Below are 21,383 nucleotides of genomic sequence, written 5' to 3' on the forward strand. Positions count from 1 at the left end.
CTTTCTGATGCGCCGTTTTTTTTCACCGGTACCACCTGCCGGAATTTGGATGATCAGGATTTAGTAGATAGCTTCCTAGATGCCAAACCAACCCCGAAAAGATTCACGTCCGAGTAAGATAAACATCCTGTGACTGCGACAGCCTTATTTTTAAGGTGACTCTGCACACTTTCATTTTTTTTGCTATATTAGTCCTAATGCGAACTAATTTTCAATTTTAAAAGGAATATTCCGATGGCAAACACTGAGCGCTACTCGACAGTTTCAGTGGCACTGCACTGGCTGATCGCTTTGCTGATTATTGCTGCCTTTTCATTGGGCTGGGTAATGACGGATATGAAAATCAGTCCGACAAAACTGCAATACTACTCTTACCATAAATGGATAGGTGTGACGGTACTGGCCTTGGTCGCGTTGCGCCTCCTGAACCGCTTGCTGAGTAAAGCACCCGCCTATCCGGCCCACATGAGCGTCTGGCAACAGAAAGCCGCCAGCTTTACGCATCTGCTGTTGTATGTATTGATGTTTGCAGTGCCGTTGTCGGGTTATTTTTACACTTGTGCTGCTGGTTACCCTGTCGTGTATCTGGGCTTGTTTGAATTACCGAGTGTTATCGCACCGAATCCGGAAATCAAACACAGCCTGAAAGAGTTGCATGAAATACTCACCTACGGCATGGCGGGTCTGGTGTTCATGCACATCGCTGCTGCATTAAAGCACCAATTCATTGATAAAGACGGTCTGCTGCGTCGCATGATGCCAGGCAAATAATTTCTTACAGAAAGTATTTTATGAAACTCTCAACCTTATCCAATAAATTCACCGCTTCCGCACTTGCACTGGCAGTTGCCATTCCTGCGCTGGCTGCCGTAGCGAAGCTCGACAACACCAAAAGTACCGTGGCTATCGTTTTCAAACAAATGAATGTGCCAGTCGATGCAAAATTTAAAAAATTCAGCGCGAACATCGATTACAACGCTGCTAAACCGGAAACGTCGAAAGCGAGTGTCGAAATTGAACTCACCAGCTTTGATCTTGGTGATCCCGAATACAACAAAGAAGTCTTGAAAAAAGAATGGTTTAACGCAGCACAATTTCCGAAAGCCAGCTTCGTTGCCACCACGATGAAAGCCAGTGGCCCCGGCAAGCTCGACGTCAACGGTACGCTCACCATCAAAGGAAAAAGCAGCAACGTCAGTTTTCCACTCAACGTCAAGCAGGATGGAAAGAATCAGATTTTTGACGGCAGCCTGCCGATCAAACGTCTGACATTTAACATCGGCGAAGGGGAGTGGAAAGATACAGGCATGATCGCTGACGAAGTTGTCATCAAGTTTCATGTAGTCACCACGCAGTAAAACAGCAACGCAATTTGTAGTTTGTCAGATAAGACAATCAGCAGTCACACACGTAGTCTATTTTTAATCAGGAGTTATTATGAAATTCAGCAAATTCATCATCGCCGCTTTGGCTGTCAGTGCAGCACCAGCATTCGCGCAAACCTACAACATCGAGCCAAATCACACTTACCCGAGTTTCGAAGCCGATCACATGGGCATCTCAGTATGGCGCGGTAAATTCAACAAAACCAGCGGTAAAGTGGTTCTTGACCGTGCGGCAAAAACAGGAACTGTCGATATCACTATCGATACTTCCTCTGTCGATTTCGGTCACGAAAAAATGAACGAACACGCAAAATCAAAAGACATTTTCAACGTTGCTCAATTCCCGACTGCCACCTACAAAGGCACATCGATCAAATTTGAAGGCGACACACCAGTGGCAGTTGAAGGTAACTTTACATTGCTTGGCGTAACAAAACCGCTGACATTAAAAATCAATAAATTCAAATGTATCCAGCATCCGATGTTCAAGAAAGAAGCATGCGGTGCCGACGCTTCTGCTGAATTCAAACGTACCGACTTTGGTCTGAATTACGGTATGGCCTACGGCTTCGCACCAGAAGTCAAACTGGCAATTCAGGTTGAAGCCATCAAAGCTGACTAAAAAAACCGCACACTGTTTTTTTAAACATTGTGCTGAGCAGCTGAAGAACCAGGCCGATCCTATGATCGGCCTTCTATTTTGAGTGTTGATTTGTGAGTGTTAAATATGGGTAAGCGATTCCTACGCAGCATACGTTTGCTGGCCGAATGTATGCAATTATTTGAGCAGATCTCCACTGCCAAAGTCCGGCAATTCGGTTTGACGCACTCCCAGTTTGACATCATCGCCACGCTGGGAAACACGCAGGGTATGACATGTAAAGAACTCGGCGAAAAAACCCTGATTACCAAAGGCACGCTGACCGGAGTGCTCGACAGGCTGGAGCAGAAAAAACTGATTTCCCGCGAACGGGGCAGCAACGACCGCCGGCAGTTTTTTGTGAAGTTGACCCCGCTTGGGGAAACCGCCTTTGCAGAGGTTTTCCCACATGTCGTCGCGGAAGGCGACAAACATTTTGCCGACTATTCAGAAGCCGATTATCAGGCGTTGGAAGAAGCTCTCGGCAAACTCAAGCATCATTTCAGCGCACAGGGATAAATATATACTCCCCCCAGTATATAAAAAGGCCTAATGTTTCTGGAGACATCAGGCCTTTTTTGTAAAAATGAAGGGGGAGTATCTGTATTTTCTGGTTTTACAGATGATCTCCGACGATAGGGCCCTTACCACTGAAGCGATCCAGCGCCAGATAAATCACAGGCGTAATGAACAGCGTAATCGCCTGTGAAAAAATCAAACCCCCGACCACTGCGAGCCCCAAAGGCTGACGCAGTTCGGCACCAGCCCCCAAGCCCAGCGCGATTGGTAAAGCACCGACCAGCGCTGCCAGCGTCGTCATCATAATCGGACGGAAACGCTGAATACAGGCTTCGCGTATTGCCTCTGCCGGCGTCATGTTCTGATGCCTTTGTGCATCCAGCGCGAAATCGATCATCATGATCGCATTCTTTTTCACGATACCGATCAGTAGCAAAATACCGATAGTCGCAATCAGGGTCAGGTCTTCGCCGAACCATTTCAGTGTCAGCAAAGCGCCCACCGCAGCCGATGGCAAGCCAGCGAGAATCGTAATCGGATGAATGAAGCTTTCATACAGTACGCCGAGCAAAACATAAATCACCAGCAGCGCTGCAACGATCAACACAACTTGTCCGGATTGCGAATTTTTAAACACCGCGGCATCACCGCCATAACTCGTGATGATGGAGGTCGGCAATTTAATCTCTTCCCGGTATTTTTCAATACGGTTGGTTGCCTCACCCAATGCGGTATCGGGTGCCAGATTAAACGAGACCGTCACCGCCTGTAACTGCCCCACGTGATTGATCGAGGTCGGGCCGACCGTACGTTTGACGGTTGCCACACTCGACAACGGTACCAACGCGCCGGTATTACTGCGGACATAAATGCCGTTGATCGCGCTTTCATCTTTTTTGGCATCCGGAGCAACCTCCATAATGACCTGATAGCTATCCACATTCGTGTACATCGTCGATACCTGGCGCTCACCAAAAGCACTGTACAAAGCAGACCGTATGCTATCCATACCGACGCCCAGCGTGTTTGCGCGGTCACGGTCAATTTCCAGTGCTGCCTGCAGACCTTTCAGCTGGGAATCCGTGGTCACATCTTTAAAGCCTGGGTCGTTCCGCAGTTTTTCCTGCAACTTGTTAGCCCAACCATTGAGTTCACCGGCTTCCACACTTTGCAAAATATACTGATACTGACTTTTACTCGGGCGTCCACCGAGCTGCAAGTTTTGTGTTGGCCGCAGGAAGACATTAATACCAGGAACCGCTGCCAGCTTTTTACGCAAACCATCAACCACTTCTTTCATTGGCTTCCGTTGATCGCGTGGTTTAAGATTGATGAACATACGACCGGTATTCTGCGAACCGCTGCCGCCGTTAAACGAGGTTGCCGTCAGCACGTTCGGATCATCACGGATAATCTTCGCGACTTTGTCCTGCAAGGCCACCATCGCCGGGAAGGAAGTGTCTTCCGCAGCTTCGGTGGAAACGTTGATCTGGCCGATATCCTCCTGCGGGAAAAAGCCTTTGGGAATCACATTAAACAGATACGCCGTTGCTGCGAAAGTAGCGAAGGCAATCAGCAGCACGGCCACGCGATGCCGCAAAGCGAGATCAAGGCCGCTGGTATAAGCCCGCAGCGAAGCATTAAAACCACGCTCAAAAGTATTCAGCATTGCGGCGACCAGCGGCGAAGGTGCTTTCAGTTCATGTTCACTTTTCAGGAAACGACTGGCCAGCATCGGCACCAGTGTCAGAGAAACAAAGGCAGAGGCCAGAATCGCCAGGCTGACAATCACCGCGAATTCATGGAACAACTGACCGATGACGCCCGGCATGAAGAAGATAGGAATGAAGACCGCCACCAGCGAAGTCGAGATAGAAATAATCGTAAAGCCGACTTCGCGCGAACCTTTTAATGCAGCCTTGAAAGGCTCCTCGCCGTTTTCAACGTGGCGCATGATGTTTTCCAGCATCACGATCGCGTCATCCACCACCAGACCCACCGCCAGTGTCAGTCCCAGCAAAGACACGTTATCCAGCGTATAGCCAAAACCCCATAACAGGCTGATCGCACCGACTAAAGAAACCGGCAACGACAAAGTAGGAATAATGGTAGCGACCAAGCGGCGCAAGAAGAGGAAAATGACAACGACCACTAAGAAGATCGTCAGCAGCAAAGTCAGGTTCACATCGTGCAAAGCATCGCGGATAGAAATGGAGCGGTCATTCACCAGATTCATTTTGACTGAAGCAGGTAATTGCGCCTGAAAACCGGGCAAGGCAGCTTTGATCGAATCAACCACTTTCACTGTGTTCGCATCCGACTGACGCTGGATCGCTAAAGTGATGGAGCTTTCACCATTGAAATTCGCGGAAGTTTTCACCTGTTCATAGCTGTCTTCAACGACCGCGACATCACGCAGACGAACCACCTGCCCGCCTTTATTGCTGACCACCAGATTGGCAAATTCTGCCGCGCTCTGCAATTGTTTATTAGCCAGCAAAGTCAGAGTTTGCTTATCACCGTCCAGCGTACCGACTGGCGTATTGGCATTCGAAGTTCTGATACTGCTTGCCAGCTCGTCCAGCGTGAGGTTACGTGCGGACAAGGCATCCGGCATCACCCGTATGCGCACGGCATAACGTTTGATACCAAAAATATTCACTTGCGCGACGCCTTCCAGCGTGGACAAACTAGGTGAAATCAGATGCTCAGCGTAACTGGTCAGCTCGGCCAGACTCAGCGAAGGCGAAGTCAGGGCAATAAACAATACCGGCGCATCGGCAGGATTGACCTTGCGATACGACGGAGGTGACGTCATATCAACGGGTAAGGAACGCTGTGCACGTAATAAAGCGGCCTGCACATCGACTGCGGCCGCATCAATATTACGATTCTGATCGAACTCCAGCGTCAGCGATGTATTTCCTATCGTATTGCTGGAACTGATAATCGACAAACCCGGGATGGTGGCGAACTGCTTTTCAAGTGGCAGCGCAACCGAAGTCGCCATCGTTTCCGGGCTGGCGCCGGGAAGATTCGCGTTGACGCTGATCACCGGCGTGTCGTAACTCGGTAAAGCGGCAATCGGAATATAGCGGTAGGCCAGAATACCGGCGATAACGATAGACAGATTCAGCAACACCGTCATCACAGGACGGCGTATAAACAACTCGGATAAATTCATGATGCACTCGCTGCAGAAGCCGATGAGGATGCTGCCGGTTGCTCAGAAGCTTTCGCAGCTGCCGCTGGTTTTTCGCGCTTACCGGATTTGTCGCCTTCTTTCGCATCGTCAGCGCGCTCTTTGACGACCGCTCCGGGACGTAAATTCTGCTTACCTTCCAGCACCACTTTAGCGCCGGCCTCAATACCGGTCACCACCGCATCCGTACCGAAACTTTGTGTCACGACAACAGGTTTCAACTCGGCTTTCGATTCCGCATTCACGACATACACAGACTTGCCACGCGCACCGACAACGACTGCATCCTGCGGCACAACCACCGCATCTTTCAGCGTCTGCACACTCATTTCCAGATTCACATACGCGCCCGGCCACAGTTTCATTTCCTTGTTATCAAACACGGCTTTCACTTTGACGGTACCGGAAGCAGCATCCACGACGTTATCGACGAACTGCAACTTGCCTTTAAATTTGCTGACGCCATCCGGCAAACTCGCCGTGACGTAACTGTCCTGACCTTGCATACTTTGTAGCGCATCAGTCAAATTACGTTGCGGCAGCGGGAAGGTCACTGCAATCGGATTCATCTGCGTAATCGTCACCATTGCTGTCGCTGTTGCGCTGGGCTGAACCAATGACCCCGGGAAAACGCTGATGATACCGGTGCGTCCTGCCGATGGAGCAACAATACGGTTATAGCTCAGCGCGACGCGGGCAGCAGCAACAGCAGCCTTATCAGAAGCAACGACGGCCTGTTGCGCATCAACCAGGGTCTGACTCGAATCGAGCGCACTCTGTGCCACGAATTTTTTCGCCAGTAATTCTTTACTACGAGCCAGTTGCCGCTGATAGTCAGCCAGCGTTGCCAGATCTTTGTCCAGCTGCGCCTGCGCCTTCGCCAAATTGACTTCGTCGGTACGGCTGTCGAGTGTGAAAAGCAGATCACCGGCACGCACAAACTGACCTTCTTTGATATGGACTTTCGTCACGGTACTGGTGATCTGAGGCCGGATATCCACTGTGTTCAAAGCGGAAACGACGCCATTCGCAGCGATACGCACAGGGTAATCGCGCTTTTGTGCGACGATGGTTGAAACGCTGACCGGACGACTCTGCGCATCACTTTTAGGTCCACCGGTTTTCACAACAGCTAAGGGATCAGTTTTAGGGTCAACTTTATTTTTTTGTGACGGAGCGACGAAATAATAGGTTCCGCCCGCGACCGCGGCAACCACCGCAACGATAGTCAAGATTTTCAATTTGCTCATGTTATTTTTATCCTTTTGCAGACGCAGTAAGACTGGCATCTGATCAGAAAGTTCTACGGAATTATTCAAACAGGTTGAGCTGGCTTGGGATTATTTAGCCTGGCAGCAAATAAAAAGATGCCGCATCCACACCCTGTGCTGCTGTTTTGCAGCAACGGCAATACAGAAAAGTTTTTTTCAAAAAAAAATCTGTCTGAGGCAAATCGTAACAAAAAAAAAGCCAGCTAGAGTGCTGGCTTTGATTTTAGATACCTATCGTTACATCATAACGACGAATATCAGCGTTTTTTAAACTACGGCGCCGTCGGTATCGTCTTTTTCCTTGACTGGTTTCACCAGATCTTCGCGTTTGACACCCAACCACATCGCAATGGCAGCAGCAACGAAGACAGAAGAATAAATACCGAAGCAGATACCGATCGTCAGCGCCACGGCAAAATAATGCAAAGTCGGGCCACCAATGAGTAACATGGACAACACCATCATTTGCGTGCATCCATGAGTGATGATGGTACGCGAGATGGTGCTGGTGATCGCATGATTGATCACCTCTGTCACTGACATTTTTCGCTGAGTACGGAAATTTTCACGGATACGATCAAAAATAATCACGGATTCATTCACCGAGTAACCCAGCACTGCCAATACCGCCGCCAGCACGGAGAGGTTAAATTCCCACTGAAAGAACGCAAAGAAGCCGAGAATAATCACCACGTCATGCAAGTTAGCGAGAATCGCTGCGACCGCGAATTTCCATTCAAAGCGTATCGCCAGATAAGCAACCACCCCCAGCACCACGAATAACAACGCCATCAGACCATCATGCGCCAGTTCGTCACCAACCTGCGCACCGACCTGTTCTACGCGTTGTTGTTTCACTTCAGGGTCTTTTGCCTGCAGTGCTTTCATGACCTTATCAGCCTGATCTGCTGCTGTCACGCCTTTTGCCAACGGCAAACGGATCACGACATCCTGCGCCTTACCAAAGGTCTGCACCGGCGCATCAACATAACCGAGGCTTTCAACGGTACGGCGTATGCTGTCAACGTCAGCCGCTTTTGGATAGGTGACTTCCATCACCGTACCGCCGGTAAATTCGACAGAGAAATGCAAGCCTTTGTGCAGCAGGAAAAATACGGCGGCGACAAAAGTCAGTGCAGAGATGACATTGAAAATCAGCGCATGGCGCATGAAAGGAATGTCTTTTTTAATGCGGAATAATTCCATAATGAATTCCTGAATTCTTATCTGGGCAATCGGTTATTTGGCTGCATCATCGGTTGGCTTCCAGATCTGACCGATAGAAAGCGAAGTCAGTTTTTTCTGACGACCGTACCAGAGATTCACCACGCCACGCGACACAAAGACTGACGAGAAAATCGAGGTCAGAATACCGAGGCAGTGAACCACAGCAAACCCGCGGATCGCACCTGAACCGAAAATCAACAAGGCCAGACCCACAATCAGCGTCGTCACGTTGGAATCCAGAATTGTTGCCCAGGCGTGGCCGAAGCCTTCTTCAATCGCCTTTTGCGGTGATCTGCCAGCACGCAACTCTTCGCGGATACGTTCGTTAATCAGCACGTTCGAGTCAATCGCCATACCCAGTGCCAGCGCAATCGCGGCGATACCAGGCAAAGTCAGTGTCGCTTGCAGCAAGGACAACAGCGCGACCAGTAACAACAGATTGACGGACAATGCCAGCACGCTGAAGAAACCGAACAACATGTAGTAGATGACCATAAAGATCGAGATCGCAGCAAAACCGTATAAGGTTGAATTGCGGCCCTGCTTAATGTTTTCCACACCCAGTTGCGGGCCTATCGTACGCTCTTCGATAATTTCCATCGGTGCAGCGAGCGAACCGGCACGCAGCAACAAAGCCAGATCGGCAGAGGCCGCAGCTGTACCCATACCGGTAATCTGGAAGCGTGAACCCAGTTCATCGTTAATGGTCGGAGCAATCAGGACTTCGCCTTTGCCTTTTTCAAACAAGACAATCGCCATACGCTTACCTATACGGCTGCGGGTTGCCTCGCGCATCTTACGGCCACCATCGCCGTTCAGATCGACTCCGACAGCTGGCTGCTGGTTGTGATCAAAACTGGCAGTCGCACCAGTAATGTAATCACCAGTCACCACTGGGTCTTTGGTCAGGATCAGCAACTCGCCACCACGATTGCCTTTGAACATTTCCGAGCCATACGGCACTGGCGTATTCGCATCGACCGGGCCAATCACACTGTCATCTAGCAAGCGCACTTCCAGCGTTGCGGTACGTCCGATAATTTCTTTTGCACGCGCCACATCCTGCACGCCTGGCAACTGTACAACGATGCGATCAGGGCCTTGTTGTTGAATAATCGGCTCTGCGACACCGAGCTCATTCACACGCTTAGACAAAGCGGTAATGTTTTGCTTCACACCTTCGGTCACTACGGCTTGTAAAGCTTCTGGCTTAAGGCTGACAGTGAGATTGAATTCGGTATTATCGGCAATGACAACATCTGTCAGATTCACATCCGTCATTTGCGATGCTAATACGGTCTTCGCTGCAGAGCGGGTTTCAGCATCACGGAACTTCACCGAAATATTATCGCCATCGCGGCTGATGCCAGCATGACGGATATCTTTTTCACGCAATGCGGAACGTACGCTCGATTGCAGCCCCTGCACCCGCTTGGCCAGAACCGCCTTGGTATCGACCTGCATCAGGAAATGCACACCACCGCGCAAATCCAGACCAAGGTACATCGGCAATGCATTCAGACTTTGCAGCCACTTCGGCGTATTCGGTAACAGATTGAAAGCCACTGTATAAGTTGGATCCGTTGCGTCAGGATTCAGTGTTTTTTCGAGTATGTCTTTCGCTTTAAATTGCGTATCGGTATCAGCGAAGCGTGCACGCACAGAGCCCTGCATACCGTTAAAGTCATAGAACACGCCACTGTCTTTCAGACCCGATTGCTGCAAGGCTTGTTCGACACGCGCCTTCATGCTTTCGTCAATTTTGACAGTCGATTTCGCACTGCTGATCTGGACCGCCGGCGACTCACCAAAAAAATTGGGCGCGGTGTACAACACACCGAATACCAGCGCAATCACAATCAACAGATACTTCCAGAGTGGGTAGCGATTCATAATTAAAAAAGAAATGGAAGCTGAAAAGCACAACGCAGCCCGGATATCGATCGGACTGCGTTGCAGGTATTTACTGATTAAATCGCTTTAATGGTGCCTTTAGGCAACAACATCGTGACGGCAACTTTTTGCACAACGATCTCTGTGCCTTCTGCGACTTCTATCGTCACATAGCTTTCACTGACCTTGGTCACTTTGCCGAGTATGCCACCGGAAGTCACTACTTCATCATTCTTTGCCAGCGCATCCATCATTGCTTTTTGTTCTTTCTGGCGCTTCATTTGTGGTCGTATCATCAGGAAATACAAGACGACAAACATTAATACCAGAGGCAGGAAACTCATCAGGCCACCATCAGCACCAGCACCCGCAGATTGCGCATAAGCGTTAGAAATAAACACGTTCAGACTCCGTTAATTGTATAAATATTATCCAGCCAGTGTTGGGCAAGATAATGATAAATAGTGACGATCAACTACTTTTCAAGCAGTAAAGCGCCACATTCTAGCACTGCTCTACATCAAAACTGGCGAAAAAAGCCAGAGACGGACTCAGATACAGACTAAGGCGCAGACTAGATGCCGCGCGCGCGGTCAGCATGAAACTGCTGTACGAACTCAGGAAAACGTTCCTCATCCAGCGCCTGACGGATGTTTTTCATCAGATCGAGATAGTAATGCAGGTTATGTATCGTATTCAGACGTGCGCCCAGAATCTCGCCAGTGCGATGCAGGTGATGCAAATACGCACGAGAGAAGTTTTTGCAGGTATAACATTCACACGTTGCGTCCAGAGGTTCTTTGTCTTCCTTGTAACGCGCGTTTTTGATTTTCACATCGCCGAAGCGGGTGAATATCCAGCCATTGCGCGCATTCCGTGTGGGCATCACGCAGTCAAACATGTCGATACCGTTCGCCACGCCTGCCACCAGATCTTCCGGCGTACCGACGCCCATCAGATAATGCGGCTTGTTTTCCGGCAGTTTGGGGCCGGTGTGCGCAAGGATGCGCATCATGTCTTCTTTTGGTTCACCGACCGACAAGCCACCTATCGCAATACCATCAAAACCCAGCTCATTCAGCCCCGCCAGTGATTCGTCGCGCAAGTGTTCAAACATTCCGCCCTGAACGATGCCAAACAGCGCGTTCGGATTTTCACCCTGTCTGAATTCGTCAATAGAGCGCTTGGCCCAACGCAACGACATGCGCATCGATTTACCGGCTTCTTCAGTCGTCGCCGGTCTGCCGTCAATTTCGTAAGGTGTACATTCGTCAAACTGCATCACGATATCGGAATTCAGCGAGCGCTGAATCTGCATGGAAATTTCCGGCGACAGGAACAAGCGTTCCCCACTGATCGGCGACGAAAATTTCACCCCCTCTTCCGTGATCTTGCGCATCGCTCCGAGCGAAAACACCTGAAAACCGCCGGAATCGGTCAGGATAGGTTTAGTCCATCCCATGAAGTCATGCAAACCACCGAATTTATCCAGCACACTCAAGCCAGGGCGCAGCCACAGATGAAAAGTGTTACCCAGAATAATCTGCGCGTCGATTTCTTTGAGTTCCAGCGGTGACATCGCTTTCACAGAACCGTAAGTACCGACTGGCATGAAAATCGGCGTTTCGATTTCGCCGTGATTCACCTTCACACGTCCACGGCGGGCAGCGGTCGTTTTGTCTTTTTTTATCAGAGTAAATTCAAGCATGATTCTTCCTTGTGCGCTCCGCAAAGCGCACGGTAATGAGTCGTCCTACGTCTTTCTTATCCAGCCTGTTTCCGCTTGGTTTCAGCAATTTTCAGGCCTTCCCGGAGGCATTAGTCAGCAACATCGCGTCGCCGTAACTAAAGAAACGATAACGCTGCGCAATCGCATGGGCGTAAGCGGATTTGATTCTATCGTAACCGGCAAACGCCGATACCAGCATCATCAGCGTCGATTTTGGCAAATGGAAATTCGTGATCAGGCGATCAACCGTTTTAAATACATAACCCGGCGTTATGAATAATTGCGTATCGTCACTGCCAGCTTCGAGCTGACCACTTTGCGATGCAGATTCCAGCGCGCGCATACTGGTAGTGCCGACGGCGATGACTTTGCCCCCCGCCGCTTTCGTCTTGCGTACCGCATCGACAGTCTCTTGCGGTACGGTGTACCACTCGCTGTGCATTACATGTTCATTCAGATTCTCAACCCGCACCGGCTGAAATGTGCCCGCACCGACGTGCAGAGTCACGTACGCCAGCCCTATGCCTTTTTGCTGGCAGCGCTCTAATAAAGCCTGATCAAAATGCAAGCCCGCCGTTGGAGCAGCGACAGCACCGGGCACACGGTTATACACAGTCTGATAGCGCTGCTCATCAAAATCATCAGCATCATGTTCGATATACGGTGGTAAAGGCAGGCGACCGTAAGTTTCGAGCAAAGTAAATATGTCGTCAGGAAAAAACAAAGTGAAAAACTCACCCTGACGTTCACCCACGACGACATCGAATGCATCTGCGAGCCTGATTTTACTGCCCGGTAGCGGCGATTTCGATGCGCGCATCTGCACCAGCACGCTGCGGTTGTCATCCGTATTCGATAACACGCGCTCAACCAGCAATTGCACTTTGCCACCAGTTTCCTTGACGCCAAAAAAACGCGCTTTGAGCACGCGGGTATCATTGAACACCAGTAAATCGCCTGCAGACAGCTGATCGATCACGTCAGAGAAATGGCGATCCACCAGTTGTTCACCATCGACATGCAATAAGCGCGAAGCGGTTCTGTCCGGCAGCGGCATTTGCGCGATTAAAGCATCGGGCAGATCAAAATCAAAATCACTCAAAGAATATTTCATGCGCGGGAAACGAATAGAGATGGAACAAAATGCTGCATACTGTATAAAAACTCAGTAAAATAAGCTAAAGAAGGACATTCCTGCACAACTAAGCCAACAGCAAAACCCACCATTTTACACCCATGGCAGCTGAAGACCCAAACGCAAGTACAGAGACACACGCGCCACCGATCAAAGCAGCCCGTCAATCCGGTAAAAAGCCGTCCTCTAAAGCGGCGGGCAGCACCAGCAAAGCCAGTGAAAAACTCGCCCGGCTGGGCTTGCGCAGAGACATGGACTTCGTCCTGCATCTGCCTATGCGCTATGAGGATGAGACCGCCATTATCCCCATGCATGATGCGGCTTTACGCGGTGGCAACACCGTACAGGTGGAAGGCGTCGTGACCGCATCGGATGTGCAATATCGCCCGCGCCGCCAACTGGTTGTCACCATCAGCGACGATAGCGGGCAAATCGTTTTACGCTTTCTGAATTTTTACGGCAGCCAGCTCAAACAATTAGCAATGGGTGTGCGCGTCAGGGCACGCGGCGAATTGCGGCATGGTTTTTTTGGCGCGGAAATGGTGCACCCCGGCTACAAAATCGTCAATGAAGGCGCGCCCTTACCAACCTCCCTGACCCCGGTTTACCATTCCGGAGAAGGCGTACCGCAGGTACTGTTACGCAAAGCGATTGCGAACGCCATGACCAGAGTCAACTGGCGCGACACCTTATCGCCAGCACGTTTAGCGGCCTTAGGTTTACAGGGATTCGAGGCAAGCGTACGCACATTGCACAATCCGCCGCCGGATATCGATCAGTACAGTTTGATGGAACGGGAACATCCGGCATGGGAACGTATGAAATTCGATGAGCTGCTGGCACAGCAACTCTCGTTAAAACGGGCGCAGATCACACGCCGCAGCAAAGGCGCGAACGCGCTGCCTGTCACAGGCGAACTGAGTAATGCATTTTTACTGAATCTGCCTTTTTCGCTGACCAATGCGCAAGAAAAAGTGCTGGCGGAAATCCGCGCCGATTTACGCGAAACCTTTCCCATGCAGCGTCTGTTACAAGGCGACGTCGGCAGCGGCAAAACCATCGTCGCTGCGTTGGCTGCAACACAAGCGATCGACAATGGCTTTCAGGCGGCCTTAATGGCGCCAACAGAAATTCTGGCAGAACAGCATTTCAGAAAAATCGCTGCATGGCTGGAGCCGCTGGGCGTGAAAACGGCCTGGCTGACCGGCAGCCTCAGGAAAAAAGAAAAAGAAGCGGCCAATGTGCTGATTGCCTCCGGCGAGGCGCAACTGGTGATAGGAACTCACGCACTGATACAAGATAACGTGCAGTTCAAAAAGCTGGGATTAGTGATCGTTGATGAACAGCATCGTTTCGGCGTCAGTCAACGTCTGAATCTGGCGAATAAGGCTGAAGCAGGAAAAATTCCGCATCAGCTGATGATGTCAGCAACACCGATCCCGCGCACACTGGCGATGACCTATTTCGCCGATCTGGAAGTGTCCGTGATTGACGAATTACCACCGGGACGCACGCCCATCGTTACCCGCGTGATAGACCAGAATCGCCGCGATGAAGTGATCGCGCGGGTGCACGCGGCAGCGCTGGAAGGCAAACAGGTGTACTGGGTCTGTCCACTGATCGAAGAATCCGAAACCCTGCAACTGCAAACCGCGACTGACACTCACCTGATGCTCGCGGCTGCGTTGCCGGGAGTGCAGGTCGGACTGGTACATGGCCGACTCAAGCCTGCGGAAAAACAGGCTGTGATGGATGATTTCATCCACAACCGTACGCAGGTGCTGGTGGCGACTACCGTGATTGAAGTCGGGGTCGATGTACCGAATGCGAGCCTGATGGTGATTGAACACGCTGAGCGCTTCGGACTCTCACAACTGCACCAGCTGCGCGGCCGCGTTGGTCGTGGCGCGGCCGCCAGCGTCTGCCTGTTGCTGTATCAGGGGCCGTTGGGTGGCACCGCGAAACAAAGGCTGGCGACCATGCGGGAAAGCAATGATGGTTTTGAAATCGCCCGTAAAGATTTAGAGTTACGCGGTCCCGGCGAATTTCTCGGTGCAAGGCAATCCGGCGAAGCCATGCTACGCTTTGCGAACCTGGAGACAGATCAATGGCTGGTTGAAAAAGCCAGAAATCTGGCTGCTGATTTATTAAAAAATGACCCCGTCACCGTCGCTGCGCACTTAGAGCGCTGGCTGGGGAATAAAGAAGAATTCCTGCGCGTGTAATGAACTCGCAGGTCCCGTCAAACCTTACTCCGCTAATCCCTTTTATGCTTACAATCATCAATGCAGATCTGCACAACGAACAACACGCTCATGATGTGCTGGCCATGCTTAACAGTTACGCGCAAGACCCCATGGGCGGCGGTGAGGCCCTGTCTGACTATTGCCAGAAAAATCTGATCAATGAATTGAAAAACCGCAACGCCGTGCGGGTGGTACTGGCGTATGCCGGTGATCAGGCTGCCGGACTGGCGATTTGCATCGAAGGCTTTTCAACCTTTGCCTGCAAGCCGCTGCTGAACATTCACGATTTTGCTGTCCATCCGGATTTTCGCAGTCAGCATATCGGCGTCAGGATGATGGAACACATCACGCGGCTTGCTGTTGAGCTTGGTTATTGCAAAATCACGCTGGAAGTTCTGGAAGGTAACCTCCCTGCGCGTCAGTTATACCTGAAGCAGGGATTTGCCACTTACGAGCTGGACCCGGCGATGGGTGGCGCCATCATGATGCAGAAAAAACTGAACTGATATCTGCAGCACAGGTACTGATTGCATACAAAAAGACGATGGAAAAGTACCAACCGCAGATCAATCGGATTACTCTGAGGGAATCAGGCAAGTTAAAATCACTACCGGGCAATTTGTCTGTCAGCAACTACGACTATCTGATTAACTAATAAATTAATGGGACAACAAATATGAGTATCGATTTTAAAGGTCGCGTGGCAATCGTCACCGGCGCGGGCGGCGGACTCGGGCGCGAACACGCGCTGGCATTGGCTGCGCGTGGTGCCAAAGTGGTCGTCAACGATCTGGGCAGCGCACGTGATGGCTCCGGAGGTTCATCTGCCGCAGCGTTAGCGGTCGTCGAGGAAATCCGAGCAGCAGGTGGCGAAGCGATTGCAAACGGTGCTTCCGTTACTGATTTTGCCGCGGTACAGGCAATGGTCGATGACACGATGAAACAATGGGGCCGCATTGATATTCTGATTAACAATGCCGGTATTTTGCGTGATAAAAGCTTCGCCAAGATGGAACTCGATGATTTCCGGCTCGTGATGGACGTGCATCTGATGGGTGCCGTTCATTGCTGCAAAGCGGTGTGGCCTATCATGACAGAACAAAAATATGGTCGTATCGTCATGACGACGTCCTCCTCAGGGCTGTATGGCAATTTCGGTCAATCCAATTACGGCGCCGCCAAAATGGCCTTGGTCGGCCTGATGCAGACGCTGGCACTGGAAGGTGCAAAACACAATATCCATGTCAACAGCCTGGCACCGACCGCCGCCACACGCATGACAGAAAGCCTGTTCCCAGCGGAATTCTTAGCGGCACTCAAACCTTCCGATGTCGTTCCTGCAATGCTGGTACTCGCGGCTGAGAGCGCGCCAACCAGAACCATACTGTGTGCCGGCGCTGGCAGCTTTGAAGCGGCGAATATCACGATGACACAAGGTATCTGGGTCGGTCGTGAAGGCGATGCTCCGGAGCAACTGGCTGCCCGTCTGAACGAGGTGCGTCAACGAGACGGTGAAATCGTTCCTGACAGTGGTGCAGCGCAGGGTCATCTGGAACTGACCAAAGCGATGAGTCACGCGCAGAAAAAATAAACACCTGACCGTAAAATCACATAACTGTCTTCATCCCGAGACTCGTATTATCACTGGATGAAGATGATACTCTGGGGGAGTATAAGTAATTTTCGCGCCAGCCTCCAATAGATACAAGGGCATTAAAATATACTCCCCCTCATATATTTATTTTTAGGTTTTCTTCAGAAAATAAATAAACCGGATTGCTGACGCCAACCGGACTCTGTGCCAAACTTAGCTCATGACACTCACAGAATTAAAATACATCGTCGCGGTCGCACGCGAAAAACATTTCGGCCATGCAGCAGAAGCTTGTTTTGTTGCGCAACCGACGCTATCGGTTGCGATCAAAAAACTGGAAGACGAGCTGGGAGTCACCATATTTGAACGGGGCGGAACAGAAGTATCGACGACACCGCTGGGCGCACAGATCGTGGCGCAGGCAGAACGTGTGCTCGAACAGACCGCCGCCATCAAAGAAATCGCCAAACAAAACAAAGACCCGCTTGCTGGTCCTTTCCGTCTCGGCGTGATTTACACCATCGGCCCTTACCTGCTGCCCACCCTGGTGAAAACCATGATCAGACAAGTGCCGCAAATGCCGCTGGTATTGCAGGAAAACTTCACAGTCAAACTCATGGAACTGCTGCGTCAGGGCGAACTGGATGCAGCCATTATGGCCTTGCCGCTGCCGGATCAGGGTCTGATGACACAAGCTCTGTATGATGAACCTTTCGTCGTCGCGATGCCGCGCGAGCACGCGTGGGCTGAGCGCAAGACAATCTCCGCCGAAGAATTAAAATCGGAAACCATGCTGCTGTTGGGGAATGGTCATTGTTTCCGAGATCAGGTCTTGGAAGTGTGTCCTGAAATGGCAAGATTCTCGACGACTGGTGACGGCATTGCCCGCACCTTTGAAGGCTCCTCTCTCGAAACGATACGTCACATGGTCGCCTCCGGCATAGGCCTGACTGTACTGCCCGTTGCGTCAGTGCCGGACATGAACGCCAAAGATGGCATGCTGCGCTACGTGCCTTTTGCAGCCCCGGTACCAGATCGCCGTGTAGTGATCGCCTGGCGTAAAAGTTTTACTCGCCTGGCAGCCATTGAAGCGATCCACAAGGCCGTGCTTGCTTGTGATTTACCCGGTGTGACGATGCTCGATTTACCGCCTGCGGCACAATAGCGAAATCAGCGCACCTGCGCAAGCAACGCTTGTCGGTCTGAGCCGGTCACCCGGCTTATTTCTTGGTTGCGATATGATGTGTAATGCCCGTCATAACAGGTCTGGCCTCTGGACGGCGTAAAGCGGTGAAAGCAGAAAACTCCCATGAACGAAAACCGACCAGCAAAGTAAAACCATCGATTTCTTCTGGCCGCAGCTTCCTGTCTTCCTGATGCAGACGCGCCAGTTCTGCCACCAATTGCTGAATTTTTTGTACGACTTCCTGCGCACTCCGACTGGAAACCCGCGCTGGCACACAGAGCAGAGTTTCGCCCACATGATCAAAGCGGCCATTGAAATAATCGCTGACGACGTAGTCCCGGAAAAACTGCTGAACCGGGCCATCCGGCAGCCAGTGAAATGCCGGCGAGACATTCAGCCGGTAGCGATTATTTGGCCGCAATTCGATCAGTTCCAGCTTATCCAGCGCAATCAGATGTAAGATGACTTCTGCCTGACTGATCTCATAGGTATCGACGATCTGCTCCAGGCTCCAGTGACCGAGACAACAAATCGCAACCAGCAATAATTTAGGCTCGGCAATCAGGGATTTCTCCTGCGCCAGCGTCAGATTATCCGAGTGCGGCGCGACATCTGCGGCCTGGCGCAAAACATCTTCCATCGCGATACCCGATGCCTTACATATCTGCGCCAGACGAGACAGGCTCATGTCTTTTTGTCCGAACATACGCTTGACGCTGGACTCGCTCATGCCTATCCGTTCGGCGAGAATTTTATAAGTCACGCCCGCCGCACGCAGCTCTGTACGCAAGACATTTAACAACAACTCCGGTGAACTCATTTATTCCCCCATCGAATACGCGGCTCGCGAATGGTAGCGTTTTTTAATACCAATCATCCTGAAAATTTATTCTTTGAACATTTTATTAGTACGAAGTTCACAGTATTGAGAAACTCTTTTTACTTATCGTCGGCCCTGAACCCGACTCCGATTATCCAATTCCATCAGGACCACTTTTCATCTGACATTGAAAGTAAGAAATGAAATCAATCCTCCGATATCTTGCTTGTATCTGCGTCACCCTGGCCGTGTTCACGTCCGGCTACGTGATAGGAAAAACCAGCAATATGCCGGCCAGACCCGCTTGTTCCGGGGCTTCCGAAGCTGAATGTCCGGTGAATTACCGCTCAGACTCCGATCAGCGTGTGACCAGACCTCAGGCATCATTGCTCACCTGAAAAGCGCTCAATGCGGCAAGCTGCCGAGACAGCATTCTGGCAACAGGATAAATCGCACTTATAATGGCGGGGCTGACATCACTCCGTTTTTATGACATGAATGCTTTACTCTCGCGAATGCAATGGTATTTAAAACTGTTACGGCTCGATAAGCCTATCGGCATCGTATTGCTGCTGTGGCCGACTCTGATTGCGCTGTGGCTGGCAACCGATGGAGCGCCCGATGGCAAACTGGTAGCAATCTTTTGTCTTGGTACGGCACTGATGCGGTCAGCAGGCTGTGCGGTGAATGACTATGCTGACAGAGAGTTCGACCGCCACGTCAAACGTACCGCAGATCGGCCGCTGACCAGCGGTAAAGTATCCGGGAAAGAGGCCTTGCTGATTGCGCTGATGTTGTCGCTGATTGCCTTTGCCCTGATCCTGCCGCTCAATACACTGACAAAACAATTATCCGTTCTGGCGGTGATCATTGCTGCGACCTATCCGTATTTCAAGCGCTTCTTCGGCATTCCACAAGCCTATCTCGGGATTGCTTACGGTTTCGGTATTCCTATGGCGTTTGCGGCGGTACAAAACACGGTTCCATGGACGGCGTGGATGCTGCTGATCGCCAATGTGTTCTGGACAGTCGCCTATGACACTGAATATGCGATGGTGGACAGAGATGATGATCTCAAAATAGGAATCAAAACTTCCGCGATTACCTTTGGCCAATTTGATGTCAAGGCGATCATGCTCTGCTACCTCATCAGCCTCGTCATGATCACGTTCATCGGTTGGTATTACGGCTTGCACAGCTGGTTTTTCGCTGGCATCACTGTCGCTGCAGGCTGCGCGATTTATCATTACACCCTGATTAAAGATCGTGACCGTATGCGCTGCTTCGCTGCTTTCCGGCACAATAACTGGCTGGGCGCCGCAATCTTTGCTGGCGTTGCTATTGACTATGTATTACATTAAATGCGACGATTAAAACGATCAGCGTCAGCGCAATCCGCCTGCGTCGCAATGAAGTTCGACTCTGTTTGATCTGTCGCAAATACTGTTAAGTTGTACTACCTAGACTGTCAACAGATACTCTTTATCAACACTTTTAAAGGAAATACGATGAGCTCAATAGAACAGCACAAAGATCAATTGATGCACGATCTGAATCAGGTCATACGCGATGCCGAAGAAATGTTGAAGAATACAGAACAACAGACAGGTGAAGGCTTCAAATCGGCAAAAGCACGTTTTGAACAGACACTGAAAAATGCGAAAGCAGAAGTACAGCGCGTTGAAGATCTGGTCATCACCAGAACCAAAGATGCGGCAAAAGCGACCGACGTCTACGTCAAAGAAAATCCATGGCAATCTGCCGGTATCGCTGCCGGTGTTGGCTTGCTGCTCGGTTTGCTGATCGGACGCAGTAAGTAACTCATGGCTATTCTCGACTCTGTGGGGAAACTCATCGCGACCTTTTCAGGCATAGTACACACACGTCTGGAACTGGCGGCGGTCGAAGTTGAGGAAGAGCTCAGCCGCTTTTCCTCTATTCTTCTGTGGTCATTGACCGCACTGTTTTGCGCTTGCTGCGCCGTTGTCCTGATTGTGGTTCTGTTGATTGCCGTATTTTGGGATACCCACAGAATTGAGCTGATTTCCATCCTGATTGCCTTGTTCGCAATTGCAGCGGGGGGTATTACCTGGCGGATACGCCAACAACTGGAAGCAAAACCAAGACTGTTATCGCTGACACTGTCAGAGTTGGAAAAAGACGGGCAGGCGCTGCGTGATAATTTCCCTCACTCCTCTTCGAACTGAGACACACAATGTCGTCTGCCTACAAAGATAAACTCGCTCTCCGCCGTGAAGCATTGCTGCTGAAAGTGCATGCGCAACGACAATTATTCTCTCTGCAGACACAAGAACTTCAGCAGTCCATAGAATTCGCTGAATTCAGTCTGAATTTCGCGGCAAAAGTCTTCGTCACTATCAAAAATAAACCGATACTGGGAGCCGTGCTGGCAGCAGCAGTTTATGTGGTGAAGCCTGCCCGCGCCTTGTCTCTCATCGTAACCTCGTTACGGGCTCTGCAAACATGGCGCAAACTTGCGCCATTGCTTAAACAAACTCAAAATCAATAAGCGGAC

Annotated in this window: 21 protein-coding genes; 13 read left to right on the forward strand and 8 right to left on the reverse strand. The window is 50.7% G+C overall.

Annotation, left to right across the window (positions count from 1 at the left end; translation table 11 throughout):
* Positions 1–234 precede the first annotated feature (234 nt).
* From ACPAOP_RS03995 to ACPAOP_RS04010, 4 genes are all read left to right on the forward strand, one after another.
* Entirely contained in the window at positions 235–771 is a 537-nt protein-coding gene (locus ACPAOP_RS03995; RefSeq protein WP_423709421.1) for a cytochrome b, read from the forward strand.
* Positions 772–791: 20 nt separating this feature from the next.
* Complete coding sequence (locus ACPAOP_RS04000; RefSeq protein ID WP_423709422.1) at positions 792–1,358, forward strand: YceI family protein; 567 nt, start codon at positions 792–794, stop codon at positions 1,356–1,358.
* Between the two features lie 79 nt (positions 1,359–1,437).
* Positions 1,438–2,007 carry a YceI family protein gene (locus ACPAOP_RS04005; RefSeq protein ID WP_423681329.1) on the forward strand — a complete coding sequence of 190 codons (570 nt, stop codon included), beginning with the start codon at positions 1,438–1,440 and terminating at the stop codon, positions 2,005–2,007.
* Positions 2,008–2,112: 105 nt separating this feature from the next.
* Complete coding sequence (locus ACPAOP_RS04010) at positions 2,113–2,544, forward strand: MarR family winged helix-turn-helix transcriptional regulator (RefSeq protein WP_423709423.1); 432 nt, start codon at positions 2,113–2,115, stop codon at positions 2,542–2,544.
* 97 nt (positions 2,545–2,641) lie between these two features.
* Here ACPAOP_RS04010 and ACPAOP_RS04015 read toward each other — a convergent pair whose 3' ends face one another.
* The 7 genes from ACPAOP_RS04015 to queA form a co-directional block, all read right to left on the reverse strand.
* The gene (locus ACPAOP_RS04015; RefSeq protein ID WP_423709424.1) at positions 2,642–5,728 is read right to left on the reverse strand and encodes an efflux RND transporter permease subunit; all 3,087 of its coding nucleotides are present in this window, start codon (positions 5,726–5,728) and stop codon (positions 2,642–2,644) included.
* Positions 5,725–6,996: an efflux RND transporter periplasmic adaptor subunit gene (locus ACPAOP_RS04020; protein ID WP_423709425.1), complete on the reverse strand. Its 1,272-nt coding sequence runs from the start codon at positions 6,994–6,996 to the stop codon at positions 5,725–5,727. Before ACPAOP_RS04020 ends, ACPAOP_RS04015 begins: the two co-directional genes overlap by 4 nt.
* Positions 6,997–7,284: 288 nt before the next feature.
* On the reverse strand, positions 7,285–8,223 hold the full coding sequence (gene secF / locus ACPAOP_RS04025; protein WP_423681333.1) for a protein translocase subunit SecF: 939 nt from the start codon (positions 8,221–8,223) through the stop codon (positions 7,285–7,287).
* A 33-nt stretch (positions 8,224–8,256) separates the two neighbouring features.
* A complete protein-coding gene (gene secD / locus ACPAOP_RS04030; RefSeq protein WP_423709426.1) occupies positions 8,257–10,137 on the reverse strand; it encodes a protein translocase subunit SecD in 1,881 nt (626 codons plus the stop codon).
* 77 nt (positions 10,138–10,214) lie between these two features.
* Complete coding sequence (gene yajC, locus ACPAOP_RS04035) at positions 10,215–10,481, reverse strand: preprotein translocase subunit YajC (protein WP_423682259.1); 267 nt, start codon at positions 10,479–10,481, stop codon at positions 10,215–10,217.
* A gap of 230 nt (positions 10,482–10,711) precedes the next feature.
* On the reverse strand, positions 10,712–11,845 hold the full coding sequence (gene tgt, locus ACPAOP_RS04040; protein WP_423709427.1) for a tRNA guanosine(34) transglycosylase Tgt: 1,134 nt from the start codon (positions 11,843–11,845) through the stop codon (positions 10,712–10,714).
* A 91-nt stretch (positions 11,846–11,936) separates the two neighbouring features.
* Positions 11,937–12,980: a tRNA preQ1(34) S-adenosylmethionine ribosyltransferase-isomerase QueA gene (gene queA, locus ACPAOP_RS04045; RefSeq protein ID WP_423681336.1), complete on the reverse strand. Its 1,044-nt coding sequence runs from the start codon at positions 12,978–12,980 to the stop codon at positions 11,937–11,939.
* 122 nt (positions 12,981–13,102) lie between these two features.
* On the opposite strand from queA, the gene recG reads away from it, so the two are divergent.
* From recG to ACPAOP_RS04065, 4 genes are all read left to right on the forward strand, one after another.
* Positions 13,103–15,226, forward strand: a complete 2,124-nt coding sequence (gene recG, locus ACPAOP_RS04050; RefSeq protein ID WP_423709428.1) for an ATP-dependent DNA helicase RecG — start codon at positions 13,103–13,105, stop codon at positions 15,224–15,226.
* A gap of 44 nt (positions 15,227–15,270) precedes the next feature.
* The gene (locus ACPAOP_RS04055) at positions 15,271–15,753 is read left to right on the forward strand and encodes a GNAT family N-acetyltransferase (RefSeq protein WP_423709429.1); all 483 of its coding nucleotides are present in this window, start codon (positions 15,271–15,273) and stop codon (positions 15,751–15,753) included.
* A 170-nt stretch (positions 15,754–15,923) separates the two neighbouring features.
* A complete protein-coding gene (locus ACPAOP_RS04060; RefSeq protein WP_423681339.1) occupies positions 15,924–16,838 on the forward strand; it encodes an SDR family NAD(P)-dependent oxidoreductase in 915 nt (304 codons plus the stop codon).
* 223 nt (positions 16,839–17,061) lie between these two features.
* Positions 17,062–18,006: a hydrogen peroxide-inducible genes activator gene (locus tag ACPAOP_RS04065; RefSeq protein ID WP_423681341.1), complete on the forward strand. Its 945-nt coding sequence runs from the start codon at positions 17,062–17,064 to the stop codon at positions 18,004–18,006.
* A 55-nt stretch (positions 18,007–18,061) separates the two neighbouring features.
* On the opposite strand, the gene ACPAOP_RS04070 is transcribed toward ACPAOP_RS04065, so the two are convergent.
* Positions 18,062–18,847, reverse strand: coding sequence for a helix-turn-helix domain-containing protein (locus tag ACPAOP_RS04070; protein ID WP_423681343.1), 786 nt, complete (start codon positions 18,845–18,847; stop codon positions 18,062–18,064).
* Positions 18,848–19,047: 200 nt separating this feature from the next.
* Here ACPAOP_RS04070 and ACPAOP_RS04075 point away from each other — a divergent pair, with 200 nt between their 5' ends.
* From ACPAOP_RS04075 to ACPAOP_RS04095, 5 genes are all read left to right on the forward strand, one after another.
* On the forward strand, positions 19,048–19,245 hold the full coding sequence (locus ACPAOP_RS04075) for a hypothetical protein (RefSeq protein ID WP_423709430.1): 198 nt from the start codon (positions 19,048–19,050) through the stop codon (positions 19,243–19,245).
* Positions 19,246–19,362: 117 nt separating this feature from the next.
* Positions 19,363–20,208 carry a 4-hydroxybenzoate octaprenyltransferase gene (ubiA, locus tag ACPAOP_RS04080; protein WP_423709431.1) on the forward strand — a complete coding sequence of 282 codons (846 nt, stop codon included), beginning with the start codon at positions 19,363–19,365 and terminating at the stop codon, positions 20,206–20,208.
* 147 nt (positions 20,209–20,355) lie between these two features.
* Complete coding sequence (locus ACPAOP_RS04085; RefSeq protein ID WP_186882892.1) at positions 20,356–20,667, forward strand: DUF883 family protein; 312 nt, start codon at positions 20,356–20,358, stop codon at positions 20,665–20,667.
* Between the two features lie 3 nt (positions 20,668–20,670).
* Entirely contained in the window at positions 20,671–21,054 is a 384-nt protein-coding gene (locus tag ACPAOP_RS04090) for a phage holin family protein (protein WP_423681347.1), read from the forward strand.
* Between the two features lie 8 nt (positions 21,055–21,062).
* Entirely contained in the window at positions 21,063–21,377 is a 315-nt protein-coding gene (locus tag ACPAOP_RS04095; RefSeq protein ID WP_423681348.1) for a YqjK family protein, read from the forward strand.
* Positions 21,378–21,383: the final 6 nt, after the last annotated feature.

The sequence above is a fragment of the Undibacterium sp. WLX3042 genome (genome assembly GCF_049544825.1).
GTDB lineage: Bacteria > Pseudomonadota > Gammaproteobacteria > Burkholderiales > Burkholderiaceae_D > Undibacterium.